Source organism: Streptomyces toyocaensis, from assembly GCF_000725125.1.
GTDB lineage: Bacteria > Actinomycetota > Actinomycetes > Streptomycetales > Streptomycetaceae > Streptomyces > Streptomyces toyocaensis.
The window spans coordinates 69,523-95,527 of sequence record NZ_JFCB01000005.1; the positions used below are offsets into that span (position 1 = coordinate 69,523).

Sequence of the window (26,005 nt, forward strand, 5' to 3'; positions counted from 1 at the left end):
ACGTCACTTACTTCACGTCGACGAAGTCGGCGGAGGAGTTGACGGCCGGGGTGTTCGAGGTGCCCGCGAAGGAGTAGCGGAAGTACCCGTCCGCGGAGGCCTTGACGGTGGTCTTCAGGTCACCCTTGGAGTTGGTCTTGATGGTCTTGAGGGTGCCGTAGGTCTTGGCCCCCTTCTTCTTGAACTGCAGCTTCACCGACTGGCCGGTGTAGCCGGCGTACGTGCCGGTGTCCCAGTTGGCCCGGGTCAGCTTGCCCGTCACGGTGATGGTCTTGCCCTTCTTCACCGGCTCGGGGGAGGCGTTGACGGTGAGCTTGGAGGCGCGCTGCACCTTGAAGCTCTTGGCGTTGTCCTTCTGCACGTAGTCGGCGTCCTTGGCCGCGGCGACGGCCCACACCTTCCAGGTGCCGGCGACCTTGTTGACCAGGTTGTAGCCCGGCTCCAGGGTGTGGGTCGACTTGCAGGTCGACGTCGTGGCGCTGACCTTGGTGCACGAGGCCCTGCCGTCGCTGCTGTCGGCGACGGCCCCGCTGTCGGACTTCTCGATGGTCGAGCCGTGGAACAGGATGGCCTGCGCCCAGTCGACGCCGGAGTTGTCCGTGACGGTGAAGGTGACGGTGACCTTCTTGGCGGCGGTGGTGCCGGCGACGACGGCCTTGCCGCCGTTGACCGACACGTTGGAGATCTTGGTGTCGCCCGCGGAATCGTCGGCGTGCGCGGCCGGGACGGCGAGGGCGGACAGGGCCAGGGCGCCGGAGACAGCGGCGACGGTGGCACGAATACGCATGTGTTCCCCACGTGAGGAGGGGGGACCCGATCCCGGTGCCGTCAGCGGCTTCGTCGGTACCGGACCCCGAATGGTGGTCGTGGAGTCTGTTGACTCGCATGATCAGATCGACCACACGCGTGAAGGGTTGCTCCAGAACATGAACATTTCATGGAAGACGTGACGCGGAGACGAAGAGTCCGATGAAGCTGCGCGGGAAGAGGTCCGCGGACGCCCAGTCCCGGTCACGGCGGGGCGAGCTGGCGGCCCAGCTGACCGCCCCGGTGCGCGCCTTCATGGCGACCGAGGCGGGCAGTGCGGGCCTGCTCCTGGTCGCGGTGGCGGTGGCCCTGGTCTGGGCGAACTCGCCGTGGTCGGAGGCGTACACGTCCCTGTGGCACACCGAGGCGTCCGTCGCGGTGGGAAACGCGCGGTTGTCGATGGACCTGGGGCACTGGGTCAACGACGGGCTGATGGCCCTGTTCTTCTTCGTCATCGGCCTGGAGGTCCGCTACGAACTCTCCGTGGGCGCGCTGAACGACCGCCGCCGCATCATGATCCCGGGCCTGGCCGGGCTCGGCGGCATGGTGGTGCCCGTCCTGCTGTACCTGGCGATCTCCCCCGGGGGTGACGCCGCCGACGGCTGGGGCATCGTCATCGGCACCGACACGGCGTTCATGCTGGGCGCGCTCGCCGTGGTGGGCCCCCGGTTCGTCACACAGCTGCGGATCTTCCTGCTGGCCATCACGGTCATCGACGACATCGTGGCGGTCACCGTGATCGGCGTGGTCTACTCCGGCACCATCAACGTGCCGCAACTGATCGCCGCGCTCGTCCTCGGTGTGGTCCTGTCGGCGCTGACCCGCTTCGGCGTCTGGCAGGCCGCACCGTACGTCCTCGTCGTCCTCGTGATGTGGTTCGCCACGCTCGACGCGGGCCTGCACGCCTCCATCGCCGGCATGCTCGGCGGTCTCCTCATCCCCGCCCGCAACCCCTCCCGCGAGAACGTGGAGCACGCCGCGCGACGCTTCCGCGCCTTCCGGCAGTCACCCCGCCCGGACGTCGGCAGGACGGCACGCAGGGGACTGCAGAAGGCCGTCTCCGTCAACGAGCGGCTCCAGACGTACCTCCACCCCTGGTCCAGCTACGTCATCGTCCCGGTGTTCGCCCTCGCCAACGCCGGTGTCGACCTGCGCGACGGCGTCCTGGCCGACGCCCTCCGCTCCTCACTCACCTGGGCCGTGACCGTGGGTCTGGTCGCCGGGAAGCTCGTCGGCGTCTGGGGCGGGGCCGTGCTCGGCACCCGGCTCGGCCTCGGCAGGCTCCCCACCGGGGTGGGGCAGGGCCACGTCCTGGGCGGCGGCGCCCTGTCCGGCATCGGGTTCACCGTCTCCCTGCTGATCGCCGGACTGGCCTTCAAGGACGCGCCGCAGGCCCTCGCCCGGGCGACGGTCGGCGTGCTGCTCGCGGCCCTGTTCGCCGCCCTCCTCGGCTGGCTGGTGTTCCGGCTCGCCGCCGTCCTGGGCGGGCAGAGGGACGCGGACCTGCCCCGCTACCTCGACCGCCCCGTCGACCCGGAGACCGACCACATCCTCGGTCCCCCGCACGCACCCCTGACCCTGGTGGAGTACGGCGACTTCGAATGCCCCTTCTGCGCCCGCGCCACCGGCGTCACCAAGGAACTGCGGCAGCGCTTCGGCGACCGGTTCCGCTACGTGTTCCGGCACCTGCCGCTGCCCGACGTGCACCCGCACGCGGAACTCGCCGCGCGCGCCGCCGTCGCCGCCGACGCCCAGGGCCGCTTCTGGGACATGCACGACCTGCTCTACCGGCACCAGGAGGAACTCGAGTACGAGGACACCGTCGTCTACGCCATCGACCTCGGTCTCGACATGGAGCGGTTCCTGCGGGACCTGGACGACGACCGGACGGCCGCCCGGGTCCGCAGGGACGCCGCCAGCGCCGAGGCCAGCGGCGTCCGGGGCGCCCCGACGTTCTTCATCGGCACCCGGCGGCACATCGGCCCGTACGACGCGGAGACGCTCGCCCGCGCACTGGAGGCGAGCACCGGGGAGGGCTCCGGCGCCACCCGGGCACCGGCGCCGTGACCAGCCGCACCGCCCGGCCCGACTCGGCGGGGCAGACCGCCCCGCGCCGCTCCACGGCACACGGGTCCCACGCACGCGAAGCAAGCACCCGAGAGAGCTCCGGCGCCACCCGGGCACCGGCCCGCCGGGCCCTGCCCGGCAACGCCCGGCGCCTGAGCGCGCCGCCGTGACCAGCCCACGGCACACCGCCTCACCCACGCACGCGAAGAGGGCTCCGGGGCCGTGGCCAGTCGTCTTCCGGCGGTACCGCTCAGTCGAACCAGCGGTCCCGGGCCAGCTCCTCCGTCCTGGTCGGGTCCTCCAGCAGCGCCGCCACCTCGAAGCGCCGGGGCCACTGCCCCGCCGCCCAGGCGAGCCCCGCGGCCACCCCTTCCAGCGTCGACGCGTGCAGCACGCCGTCGTCGGTGAGCCGCCAGTCGATCTCCACACCGTCGACGACCAGCTCGTCGTGCTCCACGTACGACGCCGGCGTCCCCGCTCCCAGCAGCACCCGCACCGGCTCCGGCACGTCGTGCTCGGTGCCCTCCGAGTCGATCCGACCGGTGACGGACTCGCTCAGCCGCCGCACCTGGAACAGCTCCGCCAGTTCGGCGGCCCGCGCCGGCCGCACCGGCAGCAGCGGGACACCCGAGGTGAACGGCAGCAGGTCGGGCGAGTCGACGACCACCGCGTCCGCGGCGTCCACCACCTCCACCCGCCCGTCCACCACGGCCCGCAGATCGTCCGGCAGGGTCACCTGCTCGGGGTCCAGCTCGGCCAGCGCCCCGTACAGGGCGTGGAGCTGGGCGGCCGTGACGGGCCGGTCCGGGTCGGCGAGGCGGTCCAGCAGCTCGGCCGCGCCGCCGGGCTCGTCGAGGAGCGCGGCCACCGAGGTCCGCACGCCCAGCGCCCGCAGCACCTGCTCGTCCTCGAACCCGGTCGCGTCGGCCTCCTCGTACAGGCCCCGCAGCAGCGGATCACTGCCGGCCGCCCGCAGTCCTGCCGGGCGGCGCCCGCCGATCACGGGGTGCCCGCGCAGCCACCACGCGGTGTACGGCCGTACGACCTCGTGGGTGCCGTCGTGCAGCAGGATCCGCACCGGCTGGACGAGCGCGTCCCGCAGCGGGGGCCGCGACAGCAGGGCCAGGGCCTGCGGCCACCGGTCGTCGTCCACCAGGTCGAGGTCGCGCACGGCGACGATCTCGGTGGCGACCGGCGGGACCGGGCTGTCCGGGAAGCGGTCGAGGACGTCCTCGCTCCACACGTCCACGGCGTCGAGCAGACCGGCGTCGTCGGGTTCGGCGAAGTCACCCTCGCGCGGCTCGAGTTCGTCGGGGTCGAGGACCACGTCGGTGGCGCGGATCAGCGCGAAGTCCACCAGCACCCCGCACGCGGCGAGCGGCTGCTCGCCCCACCTGGCGGCCAGTTCGCCGTCCACTGCGGCCAGTTCGCCCTCCCGGATGACCTGGGCGAAGGGGCCACCGGGGTGGACGAGTTCGCAGGCCGGGGACAGCTCGCCGTCCTCGTCGGGGAGGGCGAGGGCGCCCAGCCACGGCTCGTCGCCGGGTTCGAGACCGGCGTCGCGGACCAGTCCCAGCACGATGTCGGCGAGTTCCTCCGCGTCCGGGGCGTCCTCCTCCCAGGTGACCCCGCCCTCGTCGTCCAGCGAGGCGGCGACGGCGGCCCGCACCTGCGGGGTGGTGAGGACGGCGCGCGGAGTGGCGGGGAGCGCGCCCAGCTTCTCCAGCAGCGGATGGGCGGCGTCCGGGTGGGCGACCTTGAGGCCGAGCCGGGCGAGGAGTTCGGCGTCGAGGGAGGCCGAGTCGGGGGTGGGCAGCAGCACCTGCCGGGGCCCGATCGTGGTCCGCCCGTCGGCCAGCGGCACCGGCAGCCCGGACAGCCGGTCCGGGTCGACCCCGGCGAGGCTGTCGTACAGCCGCCGCCACCAGTCGGGGGACTTCTCCAGTCCGGCCAGCCGGTCGATCGCCTCGGTGAGCGGCACGCGGGCGACGCCGAGGGTGCGCAGCTCCACGCGGCGTTCGAGACCGGCGGGCAGGAGGGTGGGAAGCACCTCGGCCAGCACGCGCACGGTGTCGGTCCCCGCGCCTTCGACGACCTCGGCCTCCCGGGGCCGCAGCGACTGCGGCAGCTCGAAGTCGCCGTCCTGCTCGCGCGGCTCGACGGCGGGCGGCAGGAAGGACGTCCGCGGCAGCCGGTCGAGGATCGCCTGGCGCAGGGCGCCGTCCAGCTCTCCCTTGCCGAGCGGGCCGGGCACCAGTCCGATGATCCCGGCGGTCACCGGCCGCCAGTCGGCGAGCAGTGCGGCGTAGGCGTCGGCCGCGCGCTGCACCAGGAAGTCGGTGAGCGGGCCGGGGGCGGCGTGCCGGCGGGTGGAGTCCAGCGGGAGGGAGGCGATGAGCAGGGCGGGCACGCCGAGTGGCTCGTCGCTCGGCGTGGGCGCGTGCACGACCGCGCTGGTGCGGGGCCGGGCGGGGGCGCCGTCGTCGTCGACCGGGACGGCCCAGGTGACCGACCAGTGCGGCCGCAGGCGCTCCTCGACGGGCCGGTCGGCGAGCAGGTCGGGGGTCAGCGGCCCGTGCGCGGCGGCGGTGCGCCACCGGGTGACGCCCTCCCGCGAGTCCTCGACGACGGTGAGGCCGGCGTCGTCACGCCGGACCAGGGTGCGGGGTGCCGCGTCACCGATCTCGACGACGACGTCCTCCAGGCCGGGCAGGGCCAGCAGCAGGGCGTCGTCGACGGCGTGCAGCAGCCGCTCGGCGAGGTCGGCGGCGGCGGTGTCCCGCAGGGGGAGGATGACGGCCGTGTCGTAGGGGTCGGGCGCGGTGCCCTCGGCGGCGAACGGAAGCCGCAGCAGCGGCACGTGCCCGTCGCGGCGGCGGATCTCGTCGCCCAGCCCGGGGCTGTGCCGGGCCGTGTCGTGCGCGAGGTCCCGTGCCTCGGCCAGCGACCACCGCACCCCGCCGTGCCGTCCGACGACGGCGGGCTCGTCGGTCACGGCGAGCACGGCGGCGAACCCGACGCCGAACCGTCCCACGGCCCGGTCCGGGGCGTCGCGCTTGGCGGAGGCCCGCAGCGTGGACAGCGACTCGACCCCGGCCGCGTCCAGCGGGGCGCCGGTGTTGGCGGCGACGAGGACCCCGTCCCGCAGGGTGAGCCGGAGCCGTCCCGGTACGCCGGCCCGGGCGGCGGCGTCGGCGGCGTTCTGCGCGAGCTCGACGACGAGACGGTCCCGGTACCCGCCGAGGACGAGGTCCTCCTCGGCGTTGGCGTCCTCACGGAAGCGGGCGGGACTGGTGGCCCAGGCGTCCAGGACCCCGCGCCGCAGACGCGCCGTACCGAACGGATCGGCACCCTCGGCGGCGGGCCGCACGAACTTGCTCACGTTGACTCTCCTCATCGGCCCTGATCGGCGTGAGCTCGAAGGTACCGCCCCGCCCGGCGGAGCCGCTGCCACCGGCCGGACGGGGCCCAGGAGCCATCGATCCGAATCGGGCCCTGGACCGGGCTGACCTGTTCAGTGGCGCGACAAACGGAGGAGCGGCCTCAGACGTCCTTGATCTGCACGCGGCCGCCGCACAGTTTCGTCCAGTCGTCACGGTCCGAGGTCAGCACCAGCACCGGCCCCGGGACGCGAAGCGCCATCGCGGCCACCAGGGCGTCGATGGCGTACTTGTGACCGTGCAGCCCACCGGCCTCGCTCAGCAGCCGTACCGCGGTGAGACTGTCCGCGTGTGTGACGTCCTGGACCTGAAGGCGGGAGAGCACCCAGTGCAGCCGGGCGGTGTCCGTCTTTCCATGGACGGCCTCCACCACAGTCAAAGCGGACACCAGGACGGGCACGCCCACGCGCCGGGCCGCCTCGATCCGGGTGATCATCTGCCGGTCGTTGCGCAGGAGCAGCGACAGTCCCTGGGAGTCGAGCACCAGAGATCTGGCCGCGGGTGCCTTCATGCGGCGCTGTCGTCGGACGCGTACGGCGCCGGAGCGTCACCGAACAGCTCACGCTGCGCGGCCTGGACCTCGGCCTCGCTCAACGGTTCGTGCTCGCCTTCGTAGGCGGCCACGATCTCGGCGAGGCCGTCCATCGCGAGTTGGTGCCGGACCGCCGCGGTCACATAGGCGGACACGCCCCGCTTGCCGGTGCGCGTGCGCAGAGCACCGAGGAGTTCCGAAGGCAGCGAGACGGAGATGTTCTCCGTGCCGCCGGGGCGTGGTGACTTCACGGGACCGATTCTAGTACATGAATTATTACACCGCAGGGCGACGGAGACCCACGCCACATCCACCCGACGCCCGAACCGGCCGCCCGGTGACAAGCGGCACAGGCGCGACATCCGGTACTACCCGGAATAGTCGTGAAGTGGCTGAACCGAAAACGGACAATTAGTGCGCAGCGCTGATCGATCAGCTTGAAATGGGGGGTTTCGCGCCGTACGACCCTCTCCGTCAAGAGACGTACATCTCACGCCCGAAGTACGACCTTTCGTCGTAGGTCACACCTTTGCGGCTTTCGTGAGGGGCGGGCTACCAAGGAACGGCCACCACGGCACGGACCCGTTCCGCCGGTGGCTTCCCCCGCCCCCTCCCCCATGAGGTTTCGATGTTCCAGCGCGTCACGTCCCGTCTCCCCCGTACGTCCCTGACCCGCACCCGTGCGGCCGTGCTGGCCGCCGGCCTGGGCTCCACGGCCGTCCTGGGAGCCGGGGTCGCGGTCGCCGCCGCGGACACCGCGGCCGTGTCCGGCACCGCCACCGCCGTTCAGGCGCAGGCCGCCGCCCAGGCCGAGGCCGCGAAGACGCAGGCCGCCAAGGCCACCCAGGCCAAGCAGGCCAAGGCCGCGGCCGCGAAGACGCAGGCGTCCTGGGTCTCGCCGGTGAAGAGCTACAAGCTGTCCGCGAGCTTCGCCCAGAACGGCGGCATGTGGGCCTCCAAGCACTCCGGCCAGGACTACGCCGTCCCCACCGGCACCCCGGTCCTCGCCACCCACGGCGGCACCGTCGTCAAGGCCGGCGGCAACGGCGCCGGCGACGGCCCCGCCTACGGCAACGCCGTCGTGATCAAGCACGGCAACAAGACGTACTCCCAGTACGCCCACCTGTCCTCGGTCAACGTGAAGGCCGGCCAGATCGTCAAGACCGGCCAGAAGATCGCCCTGTCCGGCAACACCGGCAACTCCAGCGGACCCCACCTGCACTTCGAGATCCGCACCAGCCCGAACTACGGCACCGCCGTCGACCCGGCGCAGTTCCTCCGCGCCAACGGCGTCACCCTCTGACGCACGCCGATACACGCACCCGACCCGGAGAACGGCCCCTCGCCCGTCCTCGGGGTCGCGTCGTCGTCCAGCGGAGAGAACGCCCCGTCGGGCCGGGGCGGTGGCGGATCAGGCCGCGTATCCCTCGAAGCGGAACTCGGGACTCGTGCGAGGGTCGATGCGCGCTCCGGCTTCCAGAGCTGTGGCCAGTCGCTCGATCAGCTCAAGCGTGGGGTCGACGCCGCTCTCCTCGATGGCCTCGATGTCTTCTTCGGTCAGCGCGGCACGACGCGCGAGTTCCGCGGTGGTCCAGCCGAGAGCCGAGCGCCGGTCGCAGACCGCCTGCACGAAGTCCATACGCCGACCCGCGGCACGGTACGCCGCATCCTCACGGTGGTCCGCCGGAACCTTCCAACTCGTGTGGTATCCGCTGCTCATCGGGCCTGCCTCCTCGTCCGTGCTTCCTCGCACAGTTTCCTCGCTCGCTGCACCCCGAGGACTTCGTCCCGCATCTGCGTCCGGGCCTTTCGAAGAACCGTGACCTTCAGGCCTCAGGCCGCCTGACGCCGATCACCGCCCGGGTCCCCACCCACCCACGCGCGGCGATCATCACTGACTGCAAAGCACACTTGCCTGTCCGTGACCGAAGCCTCGAAGATGTAAGGGAATTGCACTCACCAGGGGGATGGAGCGCATGACAACGACCACGCAGCCGCGCCGGGACGTCAGTACTCGCGTGGCAGAGGCATTGTCCTCCCAGGTGCTGAACGCCTTGGTGGGTATCGCCGGTATCGCCATTCCCATAGCCGCCTGGGTGGCCGAGAAGAGCCTGCTCAAGGACGTTCTCCTGGCGGCCGAGACCGTGCTGTTACTGCTCATGGTGGCCAACCACATGTGGTTACGCCGTATCTACATCCAGCTTCGCCGGGCCAACGACCGGCACATGTCGGACGCCCGTTACTTCGCGCTGGTCCGTGAGCAGTTGGAACGGGAACTCATGGCCGGGTTCGGTGAGATCGCCGACGGGCACCTCCAGGTGTACGCGTCCGAGGTACCCCGGCTCTCCGTACTGCTCTTCCAGGCCCTCATCGACTCAGGCACCGAACCCAAGCGAGTCCTGGCGGCCGACCTCACCACCAGCCCCGACCTGCTGACGCAGCGGCGGGAGTACCTGGCCGTCAACCGGCGGCTGATCGAGGCGGGCGGAACCGTCCAACGGCTCTTCATCTGCTGGCAGGACGATCTCGCCAGGGAGGACTTCGCACGTCCCCTCCTCGAGCTCGTCGACCATCATCGTTCGCTGGGCGTCCAGTGCGCGCTTGCCGTGCGCGACCGATTGCGGGCCGACCAGGCCGTGGACTTCGTGGTGGTCTCGAAGGCGGCGGTCCTCCTGGAGGAAGAGCAGGGGGACGCCGACTACCGCCGGGGCCGGAGCTCCGTCTACTTCAAGCACGTCGAACGCTGGGCCGGGCGGTTCGAGTCGATCTGGGGGCACGGCTCCGATTCGGCGCCGTTCGTCCTGCAGTCCTACGAGACGACCGTCCGGCCCATGATGAACGGCGGGGCGTGGGACGAGGCAGCCGTCCGTGAGGCAACGGTCCGCCTCTGAGGCAGGCGAGGTGTCCCACACCCCGCTCCACTCCATCACGCTCCGTGACACCGAACGGGTTTAGCTAGCATGGAGCGACGGCCGGTCCGGACCTGGCGGGACGGCGCGAAGTCACAGCGCGACGGAAAGTACGTGATGTCCACTCTCTCGCTCACCAAGGCCCACGGCTCGCGGAACGACATCTTCGTGGTCGACGGTGCGCCGCTCGACCACTTCGCCACGGCGGACGAGCTGACCCGCGCCGTCGGGCTGCTGTGCGACCGCAAGCGCGGACTGGGCGGTGACGGGGTGTACTTCGTGGCCGATCACGGCGACGGCACCGCGCGGGCCTGGTTCTACAACCCGGACGGCTCCGAGGCGCTGCTGTGCGGGAACGGCATGCGGTGCGCCGGCCGGATACTGCTGGACCGGCACCGGGCCGAGTCGGTGGTCGTGGAGCAGGGGCCGTACTCGTTCACCGTGCGCGACCGGGGCCGTACGTCCCACGGGGTGCGGCAGGTGTCGGTGGAGTTGCCCGCCGTGGACTTCGCGCCTGGTCAGCCGATCGTGGCGGAGGCGGGACCGCACGGCGTGTACGTGGACCGGCTGCTTCCCGCCTTCCACCCGGCACGGCACGTGACGGCGGTCGCGGTGCCGAACTCGCACCTGATCACCGTGATCGACGCGTACGACGAGGCGGAACTGATCGAGACCGGCCGACGCGTCGCCGGTTCCCCGGACGTCTTCCCCATCGGCGCCAACCTCTCCTTCGTGCTGCCGCTGTCCGACGACGAGGTGTTCATCCACACCTACGAGCGAGGGGCCGGACTGACGCCGTCCTGTGGTTCGGGCATCGCGGCCTCGCGGGCCACCCTCTCCCGCCTCGGCCTCGTCGACCCCGAGCGGCCGGTGACCGTACGCAACCCTGGGGGCGTGGCCCGCAGCTACCTCCAGACGGTCGGTGCCGTGTGGCAGCCGGTCCTGGAGGGCAACGCCACCCTCGTGTACGACGCGGAACTCGACCCCGCGGTGCTCCTCGGGGACGGTCCGGTGTCCTACGAGGGTGCCGCGCACATGGCGGAAATCAGCGCGTTCGCCGAGCTCAGCCGGGAAAACATGAAGGTGCTGCACGAGGCGGGCATCCACCCGACCGAGGTCTGAGCGGAGGCACGGCGCCGCCCCTGCGGTCCGCCCCGCCCCGTGCCGCTCGCCGGTGGGGACGAGGGGGAGGGAACGGCATTGGGGGCACTGTCGGCCGGACTGGTGGCCATCGTGGCCGGGATCGCACTGCGGCAGGTCGACCGGTGGTGGTTCAGCCCGGCACGGGGACGGCACACACCGGACTCGCTCCGTGCGGTGATGCGGCTCCAGCGTGAGCGGCTGAACGATGTCACACCGGTCCTCCTGCTCCTGGGCCACTGGGTGGAGTTCGCCGGATGGTGTGCGGTGGCCGTACACGGCGGACCCTGGGGCTGCGTACTCGCCGCCTTCGCGGGGGCGGCGAAATTCCGCCATCTCCAAGAGGTCAGCCACTTCGCCGTGCACGGCGTACTGGTCCGGGGCGGCCGACTGAACACGCTGCTCGCCGAGGTGGCCGTCCACCTCCCGCTCGGCTTCGTCCCCGTGCCGGTACGCCGTCGTCGGCACGTGCGTGAGCACCATCCGAACGCGACGGTCGCCGGAGCCGATCCGAACCTGGCCGAGCTCCACGCGGCGGGCCTGCGCCCGGGTGCCACGACGGCACGGTGCCTGCGGGGCATGGTCCACCCGCTCACCCCGTCCGGCGCGTACGGCACCGTCCGCGGTCTGGCGGCCCTGGTGCGGGAGCCGGGCGCCAGGAGGCTGCGGATCGCCGGTCCTATGGTCGTGACGGCCGCTGTCGCCACGCTCTGCAGCTGGGAGGCGGCGGTGTTCGCCTTCGTGCTGCCCCGGGTGCTGCTGTATCCGCAGCTCGCATGGATGTCGCTGCTCGTCGAGCACCGCTGGTTCGACCCGGAGCGGGTGACCGGACCGCCCGTCGCAGTCGAGGCCGGCCGCTGTCTGCGCCTGTACCCGCGCAACACGCTCCTCGCCCTGCTGGCCCGCAGCACCTGGCTGCCGTACGGCGACCTGTACCACTTCGCCCACTCCGCGCACCCGGCGGTGCGCTGGAACTACCTCCCCGCGCTGGAGCGCACCCTGCACGGCCCCGCCTACCGGCCGACCGCCCTGCTGCTCGGCGAGTCGGCGGTGCTGCGCCACCACCGCCGGGCACTGGCAGCGGCCCCCGGTACCGGTACCGGACGCGTCGCCCCGGCACACCAGGAGGCGTGACGCCCCCGCGGCCCCGGGCCTCCGGTGCCCGGCATGCCCGCGTTGTCGGCAGCCTGCGGCACAACGCCCGCTGTCAGGAGTTCAGGCCTTGGACGCGTACGGCACGAACGCCGCCCACGTGCCCGGGGTGAAGGCGATGCGGGGGCCCTCGGTGGTCTTGGAGTCGCGGACGTGGACGGTGCCGGGGGTGAGGGCGAGTTCGACACACGACTCACCGTTGTTGCCGCTGCTGTAGCTGCTCTTGAACCACGCCAGCTCGGAGGCGTCCCCGGCAGTGGTCTTGCGCATCATGTATCTCCCAGCAGTTGCTCGATGAAGGCCAGCGACTCCCGCGGCGAGAGCGCCTGAGCTCGGATCGTCCCATACTGCAGTTCAAGAATGCGCAGCTGTTTGGGGTCCGAAGTCGGCCGTCCGTTGAACTCCCCATCGGCCCGGCCAACCGCCGTCCCGTCCGCGAACTTCAGCAGCTCGATCGTGCCGTCCGTCCCGGAGTGGGTCTCACAGTTCATCGGCATCACCTGAAGCACGACGTTGTGCAACCGCCCCACCTCCAATAGGCGTTCGAGTTGCTGACGCCACACCATTGTGCCTCCGATAGGCCGACGCATAACCCCTTCCTCCAGGACGAAGCTGAGCGCCGGGGCGGGGTCACGCTCGAAGACTGTTCGCCGGGCGACGCGTGCAGCCACCATGCGCTCCACGTCGTCCGGGGAATAGGGCGGCTGCGCTGCCCCGATCACAGCTCGCGCGTGCTCCGGCGTCTGCAGCAAGCCATTGATGCTGTTGGACTGGTACACAGCGATCTCGACCGCTTTCGCTTCCAACTTGCCCAGCGCACGAACCTTCTTCGGGTACCGGACCTTCTTCACGTCCTCCCAGGCCGCCGAGAGGAGCCCGCCGGCCTCCAGGACCTCGTCCGCCTTGTCCAGGAACTCCTGGCGAGGGATCCGCTTGCCGCCCTCGATCTTGTACACCATGTCCTCGCCGTACCCGACGACCCGGCCGAACTCGGCGGCCCGCATCCCCGCCGCCTCGCGCCGCAGCTTCAGCTGGCGTCCGACCGTCGTGATGACCGCGACGCCCCACTCGTCGTCCGGGTCCACCTCCCAACCGGGCTCGTCCGCCTCTTCCTTGAGCCGACCCGCCTCCGCCTCGACCGCCGTCATGCCGCACCTCTCCCTCGGAACCGTCCGTGACGCACCCGGCGCCCTACCCGTACCAACCGTCGGCACAGCCACGACAGCACCGGACAGCCACCGGACAGTGACCGTACGCACGCGCTAAGTGACACTTCACGGTACGCAGATCCGGCCACGCTGAGTGATGTGAATCAGCGAACTGCCGAACCCACCGCCGCCGTCAGGAACTTCAGCGTGCTGCTGTCCGCCACCCCCCGCAGTGCCCGCCTCGCCCGTCTCCTCACGGACGCCCATCTCCGCGACTGGGGATACGACTCGGAAGCCGCGCGCCACGTCGTGGCCGAGCTGGCCACCAACGCCGTCACCCACGGCCGCGTGCCGGGCCGGGACTTCCGTCTCGCGTTCTACGTGGTGGACGACACGCTCCGTATCGAGGTCACGGACACGCGGGGTGACCGACTCCCCCAGCGCCAACCGGCCGCCCCGGACGCCGAGTCGGGCCGCGGCCTGTGCCTAGTCGACGCGCTCGCGGACCGCTGGGGTGTGTCGGAGGACCGCTTCCCGCGCAAGACCGTCTGGGCCGAACTGCGCCTCACGCCACCGGAACCCGAGATCTGAAGCTCCGGTGCTGTCGGCGCCTTACCAAGCAAGAACCCGGGGAGAAAGAACCCCACCAAGCCCCACCCCTCCCGCCCGAGGCGCGCGATCACTCGGGCGGGTGAACATCACCGGCTCAGCTGGATTTTCGAACCCCAGACACCTCTACGCTCAGCGCAATCAACCCCACAAAAAACTTCGGCCCCCGCCAGGGCTGCAATCCCGGTGCGAGGGCCTGACCACCAAGGAAGTCGAGACCTTCCCGATGGATACGCAAAACCCTAGCGCGCCCCCGTGCGCCCAGTCAGCCCCCGCCGCCAATTCGACCCGATCGCGTCACCACACCAGCCGCGTCATCCACGACAACACCCGCCACACCACCCGCTTCGTGGTGATCGGCAACCACCTCACCCAGCACAAGGAGCTCTCACTCCTCGCGATCGGCCTGGGCTGCCACATCCAGTCGCTCCCCACCGGCACCCCCGCGGACATCAAGAGCCTCGCCGCCCGCTTCAAGGAAGGCACCACGCGCATCGCCGCCGCCCTCCGCGAACTCGAAGCCCACGGCTACCTCCGCCGCGAACGCGGCCCAGCAGCCGGTGAGCTGCGGACCGCCTCAGCTGCCCACCCTCACCGTGCAGCCGTTGGTCGCCGGACCGCACAACATGCCCGTGATCACCGACCCGGAAGAAGCCCGCGCCGACCTGGTCCTGGCCAGTCTGGCGGCCATCACACACGCTGCCGAACCGGACGTCGATGCGATACTGAAGGCCCTGTCCACAGCGCTCCGGGACGCACCCGAAGACATCGCGAAGCCCCTCGTCGAATTCACCGCACAGGGCCTGGCCAAGCGCCCGGCCAAGAACCTCTGGAGGAATCTGGTGGCCGTGGACCTCTCCTTCTACACGTCCTACCTCGCCGAAGAAGTTCGCGACGAAGTACGTGCCAAAGTACGCGACGAAGTACGCGACGAAGTACGCGACGAAGTACGCGACGAAGTGCGCGCCGAAGCCCGCGCCGAGAGCCGTGCCGAGGACATCATGCTCATCCTGGAGCAGCGCGGCCTCGATATTTCCGAGGACGTCCGCAGCCGCGTCACGAACTGCACCGACCCTGAACTTCTCCGCCGCTGGCTCGCCCGCGCCGTCACCGCCCCGAAGGCCGAAGAGGTCTTCGAGGACGCGTGAACGAACTCGTTCCCCGCCCTGAGCAGCCCCCGGACGCCCTACGGGCCGCCCTCGCCGTCGTCGACCCGAGGCGCCTGCCCGAGATGCAGCGGACGAAGGACGAGGCCTTCGCCAAGGCCGTGGAGTGGCAGTCCCTCAGCCCGGTACGGAGCTGGGTCCTGGCCTGGGCGCGGGACATCGAGATCGCCCGCCGTCCCGACCTCGCCGCCCGTCACGCCCGTGCCAGGAGCAACCTGGAACACGAGGACGCCGCGACCGCCCGCGAGGCGCTGCGGGAGCTGAGCGGCGTCCTGAACGAAGCCAAGGAGGCAGTACGCGTCTGATCAGTGCCGCCCCCGGGCGGCGCTACGAGTGCCCCAGCTCCGCCGTCGACGCGTCCTCCGTCGCCGGGACCGAGCCGGAGTCGGGGGACGGGCGGAGCGGGAAGGGGTCCACCCGGGTCTCGTCGATGACCGGCGGGGCCGGCTGCGGGGGCTTCGGCATGACCGCGGCCTCGGAGTGGCCGCCGCAGCCGTACCCCAGGGAGACGACGTGGCCGTCGGCCGGGGAGAACTCGTTGGCGCACACGCCGAACGCCTGGCCCAGGGAGCCGCCGATCGGGGTGAGGAAGCCGCACGACATGCAGGAGGCGGGTGCCGCCTGGGCCATGGGGGTCTTCGCGCCGAACGACTCCTCCCAGCGGTCGGCGGCGGCGTGCAGGCCGTAGCGGGACAGGACCCGGGCGCGGCGCATGCCGAGTTCCTCGGCGACCGCCGCGATCGTGCCGCGGGACGGGGGCACCGCGAGGTGGGCCGGGGGGCCCGCCGTGACGTCGGCGTCCTCCGCCTCCGCCAGGTCGGCCATCTCGTGGGAGACGGCGGAGTGGGGCGGCGGCTCGTCCTCGCCGGAGTAACCCGGTTCCAGCCGCAGGTCGTCGGCCTCGGTGGGCAGCAGGTCGCCGGGCCCCATGTCGCCGGGGCGCAGCCGCTCGCTCCACGGCACCCACTCCGGTGCGAGGACCGCGTCGGGGCCGGGCAGCAGCACCGCCTCGTCCACCGTGACGATCTTGGCGCGGGAGGCGCGGGCGACGGTGACGGCCCAGCGCCAGCCGCGGTAGCCGGCCTCGCGGCAGCCGAAGAAGTGGGTGACGACGCGGTCGCCCTCGGAGACGAGCCCTTCGTGTTCGCCCACGACCCCGGGCGCGGCGGCCTCCTCGGCTGCGGCGCGGGCGAGGTCGACGGCCTCGGCGCACAGACGGTCGGGGGTGCGGCTTCGCGTTGTCGCTGCGCTCACAGGTATCGCTTCTCTCCTACGCCGTCTCACGAGTGCGCCACTCCCAGCGCGGGGGGCGGACGGAGCGGACCGTGGGACCGCGTCGACGTCCGCGCCGCAACGTGCTCGGGCGCGCCTCCATCCATTCTGCGGGATGGCTGAGATAGGCACGCTACCTGTTCGCGTGCGCTGGGCCTACACCGACGGTTGTTCCTTCCGTCCCGCGCGCCGGTTTCCGGGGGTGGCGGTCCCCCTCCGGCGGCGTGTCCGCGCCGGTGCCGTGGGCCCGGTGGTTGCGCCGTCCAGCCGCATCCCGGGTGCCGTCCGTGGCGGGTACGGCACTATGCACCGCCATCTCGGGGCACTATGACGTCGTGGCTACCGCGAGGACACCCCAGGGCGCCACCGGGACCGGTGGGCCGAAAGAGGTCAAGGGGAGCGGCCGACGCCTCGGTACGGGCCGGGCGGGCGGCCGCCTTCGTGCGTGCGGGCGCGTCCTGCGCTTCCCGCTGACCAAGACGGCCCGGGGGATCCGGCGGGCGACCCACGCGCACGGCGCCGGGGAGTCAGGACTCGGCAAGCTGATCGAGCTGCACGGCGTGAACGGCGCCGGTGACGTCATGATCACCGTCGCGCTCGCGTCCACCGTGTTCTTCTCCGTGCCGACCGACGAGGCGCGCGGGCGTGTCGCCCTCTACCTCGCCATCACCATGGCCCCCTTCACCCTCCTCGCCCCGGTGGTCGGACCGCTCCTGGACCGGCTCCCGCACGGCCGCCGCGCGGCCATGGCCGGCGCGATGCTCGCCCGGGCGCTGCTCGCGCTGATCCTGTCCGGCGCGGTCGTCACCGGCGGACTCGAGCTGTATCCGGCCGCGCTGGGCGTCCTGGTCGCCTCGAAGGCGTACGGGGTGGTCAGAAGCGCGGTCGTACCGCGGCTGCTGCCCCCTGCCTTCTCCCTGGTGAAGGCGAACTCGCGGGTCACCCTCGGCGGGCTGCTGGCGACCGGGATCGCGGCGCCGATCGGGGTGGGCCTGCAGCAGATCGGGCCGCGCTGGCCGCTGTACGGGGCGTTCACGCTCTTCGTGACGGGGATGTTCCTGTCCTTCCGGCTGCCGCCGAAGGTCGACTCCGCCAAGGGCGAGGCCGTGGCGCTGCTCGCCGCCGACGAGCAGCATTTGCACGGCCCGCACCGCAAGGCGGAGAAGCGCCCCGGGCTGCGCACGGTCGGCCCGGCCGTCACCCACGCGCTGGCCGCCAACGCCTCCATCCGCTGCCTCACCGGATTCCTGATCTTCTTCCTCGCGTTCCTGCTGCGCGAGCACCCGATGAGCGGTCAGAGCGCCGCGGTGTCGCTCGGCATAGTGGGCGTGGCGGCCGGCACGGGCAACGCGCTCGGCACGGCGGTGGGGGCGGGACTGCGGTCCCGCGCGCCGGAGATCATCATCGTGACGGTGGTGGCGTGTGTGGTGAGCGCGGCGATCGTGGCCGCGGCGTTCTTCGGCGCGGCGCTGGTGGCGTGTCTCGCCGCGATCGCGGGATTCGCGCAGGCGCTGGCGAAGCTGTCGCTGGACGCGCTGATCCAGCGGGACGTGCCCGAGCTGGTGCGGACGTCGGCGTTCGCCCGGTCGGAGACGCTGCTGCAGATGTCGTGGGTACTGGGCGGCGCGATCGGCATCGCGATGCCGCTGATCGGGTCCCTGGGGCTGGCGGTGGGTGCGGCGATCGTGGCGACGGGGTGGCTGACCACCGTCCGCGGACTGGTCCGTTCGGCCCGCCAGGGCCACGAGGGGCGGGCGCGAGTGGCGTAACGCTCCGGCCACGCCGTACCCCCACGTGGGGGGTGGGGCACACCTGCCCGATAGCCTTCGGCCATGACCACGATGCAATCCGCTGTGCGACGCCGCCGCGCCGTCGCCGTCGCCGGCGCCGTATCCGCCGGACTGCTCGTCCTGGCCGCCTGTGAGAAGCCGACGTCGATGACCACCGTCACGGTGGGCAGCGACTCGGTGAGCTCCGAGGCCACCTGCGGTGGCGAGGGCGAGGCCCTCAAGGCCGCCGACCTGAACAAGTGCCTGAAGGACAAGGGGATCGACGAGATCTCGGTCGACCCCGCCGAGACCGTGCGCTTCGGCGTCGACCCGGAGATCGCCGACAACGGCTGGACCATCCTGATGAACGGCCAGCCGCTGGTCGACTCCAGCAAGAAGACGTACCAGGCCATCCCGGGCAGCGTGTTCTTCAACGCCCAGTACGGCGCCCAGGGCGACTCGACCCTGGTGTCGATCAAGGAGGGCGAGAACGACACCACGGGTCTGTGGTCCTTCCGGCTGAAGAAGCAGGAAGACTGATCACGTCGTCCTCACGCGTACTCGTGGCCACCGCTGTCCCCGTCGAGCGGGACGCGGTGGCCCGGGCGTTCGGGGGGCCCGCGGAGGAGCTCGTGCTGCCGGGAGCGACGGTGCTCCGGGGCACCGGCGGGCCCGACCTGCTCGCCGCGGGTGTCGGGCCGGCGCTCGCCGCCGCGTCCACGGCCGTCGCGCTGACCGCCGCCGCCCTGGACGGCCGGCCGTACGGCCTCGTCGTCTCCGCCGGGATCGCGGGCGGTTTCCCGCCGCACGCGCCGCTCGGCTCCCTCGTCGTCGCCGACGAGATCACCGCGGCCGACCTGGGCGCGGAGACGGCCGACGGTTTCCTGCCGGTCACCGACCTCGGCTTCGGCACGGTCACCCACCGTCCGCCCGCCGCCCTGGTCCGGCGGGCCGCCGCCGCGGCCGGCGCGCTCACCGGGACGGTGCTCACCGTCTCGACGGTGACCGGCACCGCCGCCCGCGCCACCGCGCTCCGCGCCCGTCACCCGCGGGCCCTCGCCGAGGCCATGGAGGGCTTCGGGGTCGCCGAGGCCGCCGCCGCGCAGGGGGTGCCCGTGCTGGAGGTGCGCGCGGTGTCGAACCCGGTCGGCCCGCGCGACCGGGCCGCCTGGCGCGTCGGCGACGCCCTGACCGCCCTCACCGGCGGCTTCGGGAAGCTCGCACCCGTCCTGGAGAGTTGGAACCGGCATGACCACCAGTGAGCAGCAGCGGCTGCGGATCGCCTACTCCCCCTGCCCGAACGACACCTTCGTCTTCGACGCCCTCGCCCACGGCCGTGTCCCCGGCGCACCGGCCGTCGACGTGACCTTCGCCGACATCGACGTCACCAACGGCATGGCCGAGCGCGGCGAGCTGGACGTGCTGAAGGTGTCGTACGCCGTGCTGCCGTACGTCCTCGACGAGTACGCCCTGCTGCCCTGCGGGGGCGCGCTGGGGCGGGGCTGCGGGCCGCTGGTGCTGACCCGGGAGGCCGGGACGGAGCTCACCGGCCGTACGGTCGCCGTGCCCGGCGAGCGGTCGACGGCGTACCTGCTGTTCCGGCTGTGGGCGGCGGACGTGGTGCCCGGCGGTGTGGGCGAGATCGTGGTGATGCCGTTCCACGAGATCATGCCCGCCGTCAGGGACGGGAAGGTCGACGCGGGGCTCGTCATCCACGAGGCGCGCTTCACGTACCGGAACTACGGCCTGCACCGGCTCGCCGACATGGGTGAGCACTGGGAGCGGACCACGGGGCTGCCGATCCCGCTGGGCGCGATCATCGCGAAGCGGTCGCTGGGCGGGGAGACGCTGAGGCGGCTCGCCGCCTCGATCCGCACCTCGGTGCGGGCCGCGTGGGACGACCCCGAGGCCTCGCGCCCCTACGTCATGGAACACGCGCAGGAGATGGATCCGGCCGTCGCCGACCAGCACATCGGGCTGTACGTCAACGAGTTCACGGCCGACCTCGGCGAGAACGGCTACGCGGCCGTGCGGGGGCTGCTCACGCGCGCGGCGGCCGAGGGGCTGGTGCCGCCCCTCGGCCCGGACGCGCTGCGGTTCCCGTGAGCTTGGGGCCCTAGACGTCGAGCTGGTCGGCGACCGCGCGGAGCAGCCCGGCGATCTTCTTGCCGGCCGCGCGGTCGGGGTAGCGGCCCCGCTCCAGGGACGGCGTGATGTTCTCCAGCAGGGTCGTCAGGTCCTGGACGATGGACGCCAGCTCGTCGGGCTTCTTGCGCTGGGCGGCCGCGACCGACGGGGTCGGGTCCAGGACGGTCAGGGAGAGTGCCTGGTCGCCGCGCTGTCCGGCGACCACGCCGAACTCCACGCGCTGGCCCGGCTTGAGGGCCTCGACTCCGGCGGGGAGGACGGAGGAATGCACGAAGACGTCGCCGCCGTCGTCACGGGAGAGAAAGCCGAAGCCCTTCTCGCTGTTGAACCACTTGACCTTGCCGGTGGGCACGTCTGTCCTCGTCCTCGTACTCGTCGGGAAAACTGCTTCGGAAAACGGCTCTGGATAGCACTCGGGCGGGCCCGATGACCCGCCGGTACCAAGGCTAATGGTCTTCAGGCCGGTGACAAGACGTCACCCGGTTGTTCCTTCGCGCAGGGAACTACCCTGGTGCGGTGCGTGACAAAACCCAAGCGAATTCCAGCGTGGCGCCCGGTGACGGTCTGGTCCGTGCCGGTGCCCTCGTCTTCTTCGTCGGTGCCGTGGCCACTCTGGTCACTGTGGCCCCGTTGTTCCTCGGAACGTCGCCCTTTCCGACGTACATGTTCGGATTGAGCATGCTCATGGCCGTCGGATTCCTGATGGCCGGCGCGGGTGTACTGCGTTCGGCCGCGGCGGGGCGGCGCCGGGCGCGGGCGGCTCAGTTGTCCGAGCGACCGCCGATGCAATAGTCCGAAAACCATCGCGGGAATTCCGTCAGATCGGTGAGGACGGCGTCCGCGCCGGCCCCGCGCAGCTCGGTGACGTCGCACGGGCCGCTGGCCACCGCGACGGACAGCGCGCCGGCGGTCCGTGCGCCGCGCACGTCGCCCACGTGGTCGCCGACGTAGACGGCGGCGTCGTGCTCGCGCAGCGCCAGCGCCTTCTGCTCGGCCCACAGTCCGCCGATCACGGCGTCCGGTCCGATGCCCAGGTGGGCCAGGTGCAGCTTGGCGTTGGGCTCGTACTTCGCCGTGACGACGATCGCACGCCCGCCCGCGTCCCGTACGGCCGCCATCGCCTCACGGGCGCCGGGCAGGGCGGGCGTCGGGCTGATGGCGTACACCGGGTACATCTCCCGGTACAGGTCCGCGACCTCCTCGACCCGGTCGGCCGGGAACCAGTGGGCCAGCTCGTCCACCAGCGGGGGCCCGAGCCGGCTCACCGCGAGCTCGGCGTCGATGTACGTCCCCGTCCGCTCGGCCAGCGCCTGGTAGCAGGCGCGGACACCGGGCCGGGAGTCGATGAGCGTCATGTCGAGATCGAACCCGACGGTGGGCGCGGACGGGGCCAGAACCATGCCCACCATTGTGCCCACCCCGCCCGTCAGCCCCGCCCCCACCCGCCGCAGCCGCACCGCCGCAACCGCGGTCAGCCACACCGCCGCAGCCGCCGTCAGCCGCACCGCCGCAGCCGCGGGCAGTCGTGCCTCCCCAGTGCCTTAAGGGCCTGGGAGGTACCCCCAGGGCGGCACGGGTGGGCGATGGGGGTCCCCCCGCTGGAACGCAGCCGAGAGTGGGGGAGGCACCGGCAAGCGCCGCGAGCTGAACGCCGGTACCCCAGCCGGAACGTCCGGCCGCGCCGAGCACACCTCAGCAACCGCGCTGGGACGGCACTGCGGGCACAGCAGGCACCCGCCAGGCCCCACGGGCAAAGCCCCCGGCACCCAGCCGAAGCGCGCGCCGGCGCACCCCGCCGCCTCAGCGCCGGCGCTGCGACCGCCAGACCAGGAACAGCGCCGACGCGACCGCCGCCCCCCGGATGACCCACGGCCACGTCCCCGTGATCGCCGCGTTCATCTGCCCCTCGGCGATGGGGTCGCCCCAGCGCCCCTCCGTCCTCCCCCAGAGCCACACCACGCCGCCCGTCAGCGCGAGGCCCGGGATGATGACGACCGCCCACTTCGACTCCGCGGGGGTGAGCCGCCGGGAGGCGTAGGCGATCAGCCAGCCGAGAATCAGCGCGAACCAGCTGCCCAGCACCGCTCCCGCGACCAGCAGACCGGCGGCGACCAGGAGCAGGGGGTTGCTCCAGCGGCCGGACGGCAGGCGCGGAAGAAGGCGTCGGCGGGGCGCGGCGGTGTCCGCCTCGGCCGCGGCGGCCGGCTCCGCTCGTACCTCCGGCTCGGGCTCCTGCTTCCTCGGCGGCGACCGCAGCAGCTCCGGGATCTCCACACCGCCCACGAAGCCCGGCACGTCGTCGCCGATCCCGAACGCGCTGGTGTCGACCCGCCACCAGTCGGGCTGGTCGGCGCTGTCCCCGAGTTCGTCCGTGCCGGCCCGGTGCGGCGGGGACGGTACGTCGGCGGGGGCGGGGCGCACCGGTTCCGCCGGGCGGGGCCGGGGGACGACCCGTCGCAGCACGCCCTTCGGGCGCTCACCGCGGTCACCCCGCTCGCCGCGGCCCTCGCGCTCCCCGCCGGCGTCGCCTCCCGGCGCCGGCTCGCGCTGCACCGGGACGGCGGCCGGCGCCTCGGGGGCGCCCGGGGTGGTGCCGGACGAGGCGTCCTCGGCCGCCGTGACGACCTCGGTCGGCGTGCCGATGCGGGAGATGATGCGGCGGACCGCGGCGGGGGAATCGACCACGGCCTTCGCCCTGCGCCGGTCGATCTCGTCGCGCAGCTCGGCGACCAGCCGCATACGGGCCGCCGACGGCAGTTGCCGCTGTTGCGCGACGTCGCCGACGCGGCTCAGATACTCGTAGACGACCTGGTCGCTCTCGATACCCACGAAGTCCCCTCCGGGACGGATGCGCCTGGACACCGTCGCCCGACCGTACCGTGAGAGCGGCCGGCCGGCCCAACTCCGTGCACGCCACGGACGTGCCCACCCGCTACCGTGAGGCGGATGAGCACCGAGGAGAAGCCCGCGGCGGCGGCCCCCCGATCCCTCGCTGAGGCACTCCGGGAGCGGGACGACGCGTCCCTGGCCGCGCTGTTGCGCAGCCGGCCCGATCTCATCACGCCCGTGCCCACCGACCTGACCCAGCTCGCCACCCGCGCCGGGACCCGCGCCTCGGTCGTGCGGGCGCTGGAGCGGCTGGACCGGTTCGCGCTGCAGACGGCGCAGGCGCTGGCGGTGGCCTCGGACCCGGCGTCCTACGAGGAGTTGCTCGGGCTGCTGGCCGGCGACGACGGCGACCCGGCGGTCTCCGCCGCGCTGCCGCACGCGCTCGGTGCCCTGCGCGAGCAGGCCCTGGTGTGGGGCGGCGACGACCGGCTGCGGCTGGTCCGCACCGCCCGTGAGCTGCTGGCGCCGTCGCCGCAGCACCCGTCGCCGACCGGTCTCGGCCCGACGGTGCGGGAGGCCACCGCCGGGATGTCGCCGGGGCGGATCCAGGAGATCGTGGCGACGGCGGGGCTGCCGTCCACCCACGACGCGGTGTCCGCCGTGGCCTCGCTGACCGACCTGTTCAACGATCCGGAGCGGATGTCCGCGCTGCTCGACGAGGCGCCGAGCGAGTCCGTGGAGGTGCTGGAGCGGCTGGTCTGGGGCCCGCCGTACGGGCAGGTCACCGCCGATCCCGCGGCCCGGCTGCGCTGGCTCCTCGACCGGGGCCTGCTGCTGCCGACGGCGCCCGGGACGGTCGTGCTGCCGCGCGAGGTGGCGCTGCGGCTGCGGGCCGGGCGGGCGCACCGCAGACCGGAGCCGCTGCCGCCGCCCGTCGAGGCGGCCGGCACGCACCGTCCCCAGGTGGTGGACGCGACGGCGGCCGGGCAGGCGTACACGGCGCTGGCGACGGTCGAGGAGCTGCTGCGGGACTGGCACGAGGGCGGCCCGGCGGTGCTGCGGTCGGGCGGGCTGAGCGTGCGGGACCTGAAGCGGACCGCCGTGGCCCTCGACGTGACCGAGCCTGTGGCCGCGTTCTGGGTCGAACTGGCCTACGCGGCGGGGCTGCTGGCGTCCGACGGGGAGGCCGACGAGCGGTACGCGGCGACCCCGGCGTACGACGAGTGGCGCGAGCGTCCCGCGGCGGAACGGTGGGCGCGGCTGGCCACGGCGTGGCTGGCGGCGACACGGACGCCGGGACTGGTCGGCGGGCGGGACGCCAAGGACCACACGCTGTCGGCGCTGGGTCCGGGCCTGGACCGCTCGGCGGCCCCCGAGGTGCGGCACAGGGTGCTGGCCCTGCTGGCGGCCCTCCCGGAGGGTGCCGCGCCGTCCGCCGGATCGGTCCTGGCCCGGCTGGCCTGGGAACGGCCGCCGCGCGACGGACGGAGCGGCGGGCGGGGCGCGGCGGAGCCCGCGGGCGGCGGGGACGCCGACGATCCGCGGTCCCGGCTGGCACGGTGGGTGCTGTCCGAGGCCGAGATGCTCGGGGTCACCGGGCGCGGCGCCCTCTCCGCGCACGGGCGGGCGCTGATCGGCGCGCCCGCGCCCCGGCGCCCGGAGGCGGAGCCCGAGGGGCCCGGTGACAAACTGCCCGTTCACCACCGGCCCGCCCCGCCGCCCGCCCCCCTCTCCCCCGGCGAACAGGCCACCGCCGCCGCTGCCGCCGCGCGGCTGCTCGCCCCGCTCCTGCCGCAGCCGCTGGACCACGTCCTTCTGCAGGCCGATCTGACGGCGGTGGCGCCGGGCCCGCTGCAGCGGCCGCTCGCCGACGTACTGGGTGTCCTCGCGGACGTGGAATCGAAGGGTGGCGCGACGGTCTACCGGTTCACGCCGGGCTCGGTGCGGCGCGCGCTCGACACCGGGCGGACGGCCGCCGACCTGCACGCCTTCCTCGCCGCGCACTCCCGTACGCCGGTGCCGCAGCCGCTGGCGTACCTGATCGACGACGTGGCCCGCCGGCACGGGCACCTGCGGGTGGGCGCCGCCTCGGCGTACGTCCGCTGCGACGACGACGCGGTGCTGGACGAGATCCTCGCCGACAGGCGGGCCGCCGGACTGGGCCTGCGCCGGCTCGCGCCGACGGTGCTGGCCGCGACGGCGGACCCGGCCGGTCTGCTGGAAGGGCTGCGCGCGATGGGCTTCGCACCGGCCGCCGAGTCCGCCGAGGGCGATGTCCTGATCACCCGAGCAGACGCCCGCCGGACCCCGCCGCGCACGCCCCCCGAGCCGGTCCCGGAGGGGCCGCCCGTCCCGGACGACACCCTGCTCACGGCCGCGGTCCGCGCCATCCGCGCCGGTGACCTCGCCTCCACCGCCCCACGCGGCCCGGCCGCCGGCGACCGGGCCGGCGGGGGCGGGGAGCTGCCCCGGACGACCGCCGCCGAGACCCTCGCCACCCTGCAGGCGGCCGTCCTCACCGGCGAGGCGCTGTGGATCGGCCACGTCAACGCCGAGGGCGCGGCGAGCCGGCGCGTGATCGCCCCGGTCCGCGTCGAGGGCGGCTTCGTCACGGCGTACGACCACACCGCCGACGAGGTCCGTACGTATCCGCTGCACAGGATCACGGGGGTCGCGGAGCTGGCGGACGAGGACGGCTGACCGTTCGGGGGCGAGGCGGGGTGGGTTCCCGCACGCCACGCCGGGCGTTGCCGCCGATGCGGGCGTGCCGTACGTCGAGCCGCCGCCGTCCGGCCTCCACGGCCGCGGTGCTCGCGGCGTTCACCGCCGAGGCGCGGCGGTCCGCAGCGGCCTCGCCCGGGGCCCCTGTGACGTGCCGCGCGGCCCGCCGGGGGGTCCCGCGTCCCCGAGGGCCGGTCCGTCCGGGGCGGGCGCCGGTGAACAAGCTCACGCCGGCCGCGGCGAAGCGGGGCTTCCCGTTCGGGGCACCGGACGCGTGCGATCAGGCAAACTGGACG

24 protein-coding genes and 2 pseudogenes are annotated in these 26,005 nt (G+C 73.0%); 15 read left to right on the plus strand and 11 right to left on the minus strand.

The features are described 5' to 3' along the window. Positions 1-7 precede the first annotated feature (7 nt). Positions 8-787, minus strand: a complete 780-nt coding sequence (locus tag BU52_RS08195) for a hypothetical protein (RefSeq protein ID WP_037930554.1) — start codon at positions 785-787, stop codon at positions 8-10. Between the two features lie 182 nt (positions 788-969). Between BU52_RS08195 and nhaA the strand changes: the two genes are divergently transcribed. After that, on the plus strand, positions 970-2,874 hold the full coding sequence (nhaA, locus tag BU52_RS08200; RefSeq protein WP_078903156.1) for a Na+/H+ antiporter NhaA: 1,905 nt from the start codon (positions 970-972) through the stop codon (positions 2,872-2,874). 250 nt (positions 2,875-3,124) lie between these two features. Here nhaA and BU52_RS08205 read toward each other — a convergent pair whose 3' ends face one another. The 3 genes from BU52_RS08205 to BU52_RS08215 all read right to left on the minus strand — a co-directional run bounded on the left by BU52_RS08205 (position 3,125) and on the right by BU52_RS08215 (position 7,097). Beyond that, positions 3,125-6,256 (minus strand): sacsin N-terminal ATP-binding-like domain-containing protein, encoded by a 3,132-nt coding sequence (locus BU52_RS08205; protein ID WP_037930557.1) that lies wholly within the window; start codon positions 6,254-6,256, stop codon positions 3,125-3,127. A gap of 161 nt (positions 6,257-6,417) precedes the next feature. After that, positions 6,418-6,825, minus strand: a complete 408-nt coding sequence (locus tag BU52_RS08210) for a PIN domain-containing protein (protein ID WP_037930565.1) — start codon at positions 6,823-6,825, stop codon at positions 6,418-6,420. After that, the gene (locus BU52_RS08215) at positions 6,822-7,097 is read right to left on the minus strand and encodes a hypothetical protein (RefSeq protein WP_037930568.1); all 276 of its coding nucleotides are present in this window, start codon (positions 7,095-7,097) and stop codon (positions 6,822-6,824) included. Before BU52_RS08215 ends, BU52_RS08210 begins: the two co-directional genes overlap by 4 nt. 377 nt (positions 7,098-7,474) lie before the next feature. On the opposite strand from BU52_RS08215, the gene BU52_RS08220 reads away from it, so the two are divergent. Then, positions 7,475-8,149 carry a M23 family metallopeptidase gene (locus BU52_RS08220; protein WP_037930571.1) on the plus strand — a complete coding sequence of 225 codons (675 nt, stop codon included), beginning with the start codon at positions 7,475-7,477 and terminating at the stop codon, positions 8,147-8,149. A 108-nt stretch (positions 8,150-8,257) separates the two neighbouring features. Here the strand turns inward: BU52_RS08220 and BU52_RS08225 are convergent, their stop codons facing one another. Beyond that, complete coding sequence (locus BU52_RS08225; protein ID WP_051858038.1) at positions 8,258-8,485, minus strand: helix-turn-helix domain-containing protein; 228 nt, start codon at positions 8,483-8,485, stop codon at positions 8,258-8,260. A 379-nt stretch (positions 8,486-8,864) separates the two neighbouring features. Between BU52_RS08225 and BU52_RS08230 the strand changes: the two genes are divergently transcribed. From BU52_RS08230 to BU52_RS08240, 3 genes are all read left to right on the plus strand, one after another. Further along, on the plus strand, positions 8,865-9,737 hold the full coding sequence (locus BU52_RS08230; RefSeq protein ID WP_235216286.1) for a hypothetical protein: 873 nt from the start codon (positions 8,865-8,867) through the stop codon (positions 9,735-9,737). Positions 9,738-9,872: 135 nt separating this feature from the next. Beyond that, on the plus strand, positions 9,873-10,877 hold the full coding sequence (gene dapF, locus BU52_RS08235) for a diaminopimelate epimerase (RefSeq protein WP_157847827.1): 1,005 nt from the start codon (positions 9,873-9,875) through the stop codon (positions 10,875-10,877). Positions 10,878-10,955: 78 nt separating this feature from the next. Continuing rightward, complete coding sequence (locus tag BU52_RS08240; protein WP_235216287.1) at positions 10,956-12,029, plus strand: fatty acid desaturase; 1,074 nt, start codon at positions 10,956-10,958, stop codon at positions 12,027-12,029. 81 nt (positions 12,030-12,110) lie between these two features. Here the strand turns inward: BU52_RS08240 and BU52_RS08245 are convergent, their stop codons facing one another. Both BU52_RS08245 and BU52_RS08250 read right to left on the minus strand, forming a co-directional pair. Next, the gene (locus BU52_RS08245; RefSeq protein WP_037930577.1) at positions 12,111-12,320 is read right to left on the minus strand and encodes a DUF397 domain-containing protein; all 210 of its coding nucleotides are present in this window, start codon (positions 12,318-12,320) and stop codon (positions 12,111-12,113) included. After that, entirely contained in the window at positions 12,317-13,195 is an 879-nt protein-coding gene (locus tag BU52_RS08250; RefSeq protein WP_037930580.1) for a helix-turn-helix domain-containing protein, read from the minus strand. Before BU52_RS08250 ends, BU52_RS08245 begins: the two co-directional genes overlap by 4 nt. 159 nt (positions 13,196-13,354) lie before the next feature. Between BU52_RS08250 and BU52_RS08255 the strand changes: the two genes are divergently transcribed. From BU52_RS08255 to BU52_RS08270, 4 genes and pseudogenes are all read left to right on the plus strand, one after another. Next, positions 13,355-13,786 carry an ATP-binding protein gene (locus BU52_RS08255; RefSeq protein WP_037930586.1) on the plus strand — a complete coding sequence of 144 codons (432 nt, stop codon included), beginning with the start codon at positions 13,355-13,357 and terminating at the stop codon, positions 13,784-13,786. Between the two features lie 244 nt (positions 13,787-14,030). Then, positions 14,031-14,399 (plus strand): annotated as a pseudogene (locus BU52_RS37100) (helix-turn-helix domain-containing protein); the annotation flags it as partial. Further along, positions 14,338-14,952: pseudogene (locus tag BU52_RS08265) on the plus strand (hypothetical protein); the annotation flags it as partial. The pseudogenes BU52_RS37100 and BU52_RS08265, both read left to right, overlap by 62 nt. Beyond that, entirely contained in the window at positions 14,949-15,275 is a 327-nt protein-coding gene (locus tag BU52_RS08270; RefSeq protein ID WP_037930591.1) for a hypothetical protein, read from the plus strand. The pseudogene BU52_RS08265 and the gene BU52_RS08270, both read left to right, overlap by 4 nt. A gap of 22 nt (positions 15,276-15,297) precedes the next feature. Here BU52_RS08270 and BU52_RS08275 read toward each other — a convergent pair whose 3' ends face one another. After that, a complete protein-coding gene (locus BU52_RS08275) occupies positions 15,298-16,224 on the minus strand; it encodes a DUF3027 domain-containing protein (RefSeq protein WP_037930594.1) in 927 nt (308 codons plus the stop codon). Positions 16,225-16,577: 353 nt separating this feature from the next. On the opposite strand from BU52_RS08275, the gene BU52_RS08280 reads away from it, so the two are divergent. The 4 genes from BU52_RS08280 (at position 16,578) to BU52_RS08295 (ending at position 20,117) form a co-directional block, all read left to right on the plus strand. After that, positions 16,578-18,011 carry an MFS transporter gene (locus tag BU52_RS08280; RefSeq protein ID WP_037930597.1) on the plus strand — a complete coding sequence of 478 codons (1,434 nt, stop codon included), beginning with the start codon at positions 16,578-16,580 and terminating at the stop codon, positions 18,009-18,011. Between the two features lie 84 nt (positions 18,012-18,095). Then, entirely contained in the window at positions 18,096-18,551 is a 456-nt protein-coding gene (locus BU52_RS08285; RefSeq protein WP_037930601.1) for a hypothetical protein, read from the plus strand. Then, positions 18,518-19,273: a futalosine hydrolase gene (locus tag BU52_RS08290; RefSeq protein ID WP_268747599.1), complete on the plus strand. Its 756-nt coding sequence runs from the start codon at positions 18,518-18,520 to the stop codon at positions 19,271-19,273. Before BU52_RS08285 ends, BU52_RS08290 begins: the two co-directional genes overlap by 34 nt. Beyond that, complete coding sequence (locus BU52_RS08295; RefSeq protein ID WP_037930604.1) at positions 19,260-20,117, plus strand: 1,4-dihydroxy-6-naphthoate synthase; 858 nt, start codon at positions 19,260-19,262, stop codon at positions 20,115-20,117. The genes BU52_RS08290 and BU52_RS08295 overlap by 14 nt, the downstream gene beginning before the upstream one ends. Before the next feature lie 10 nt (positions 20,118-20,127). Here the strand turns inward: BU52_RS08295 and BU52_RS36965 are convergent, their stop codons facing one another. Then, a complete protein-coding gene (locus BU52_RS36965) occupies positions 20,128-20,511 on the minus strand; it encodes a cold-shock protein (RefSeq protein ID WP_037930607.1) in 384 nt (127 codons plus the stop codon). 164 nt (positions 20,512-20,675) lie between these two features. Between BU52_RS36965 and BU52_RS36215 the strand changes: the two genes are divergently transcribed. Further along, the gene (locus BU52_RS36215) at positions 20,676-20,951 is read left to right on the plus strand and encodes a hypothetical protein (RefSeq protein ID WP_078903158.1); all 276 of its coding nucleotides are present in this window, start codon (positions 20,676-20,678) and stop codon (positions 20,949-20,951) included. On the opposite strand, the gene BU52_RS08310 is transcribed toward BU52_RS36215, so the two are convergent. Further along, positions 20,921-21,559 carry an HAD family hydrolase gene (locus BU52_RS08310; protein WP_037931056.1) on the minus strand — a complete coding sequence of 213 codons (639 nt, stop codon included), beginning with the start codon at positions 21,557-21,559 and terminating at the stop codon, positions 20,921-20,923. The two genes, BU52_RS36215 and BU52_RS08310, sit on opposite strands and share 31 nt — an antisense overlap. Positions 21,560-21,959: 400 nt before the next feature. Next, positions 21,960-22,988, minus strand: a complete 1,029-nt coding sequence (locus tag BU52_RS08315) for a hypothetical protein (protein WP_037930613.1) — start codon at positions 22,986-22,988, stop codon at positions 21,960-21,962. A gap of 117 nt (positions 22,989-23,105) precedes the next feature. Between BU52_RS08315 and BU52_RS08320 the strand changes: the two genes are divergently transcribed. Then, positions 23,106-25,688, plus strand: coding sequence for a helicase C-terminal domain-containing protein (locus tag BU52_RS08320; RefSeq protein ID WP_037930614.1), 2,583 nt, complete (start codon positions 23,106-23,108; stop codon positions 25,686-25,688). Positions 25,689-26,005 lie beyond the last annotated feature (317 nt).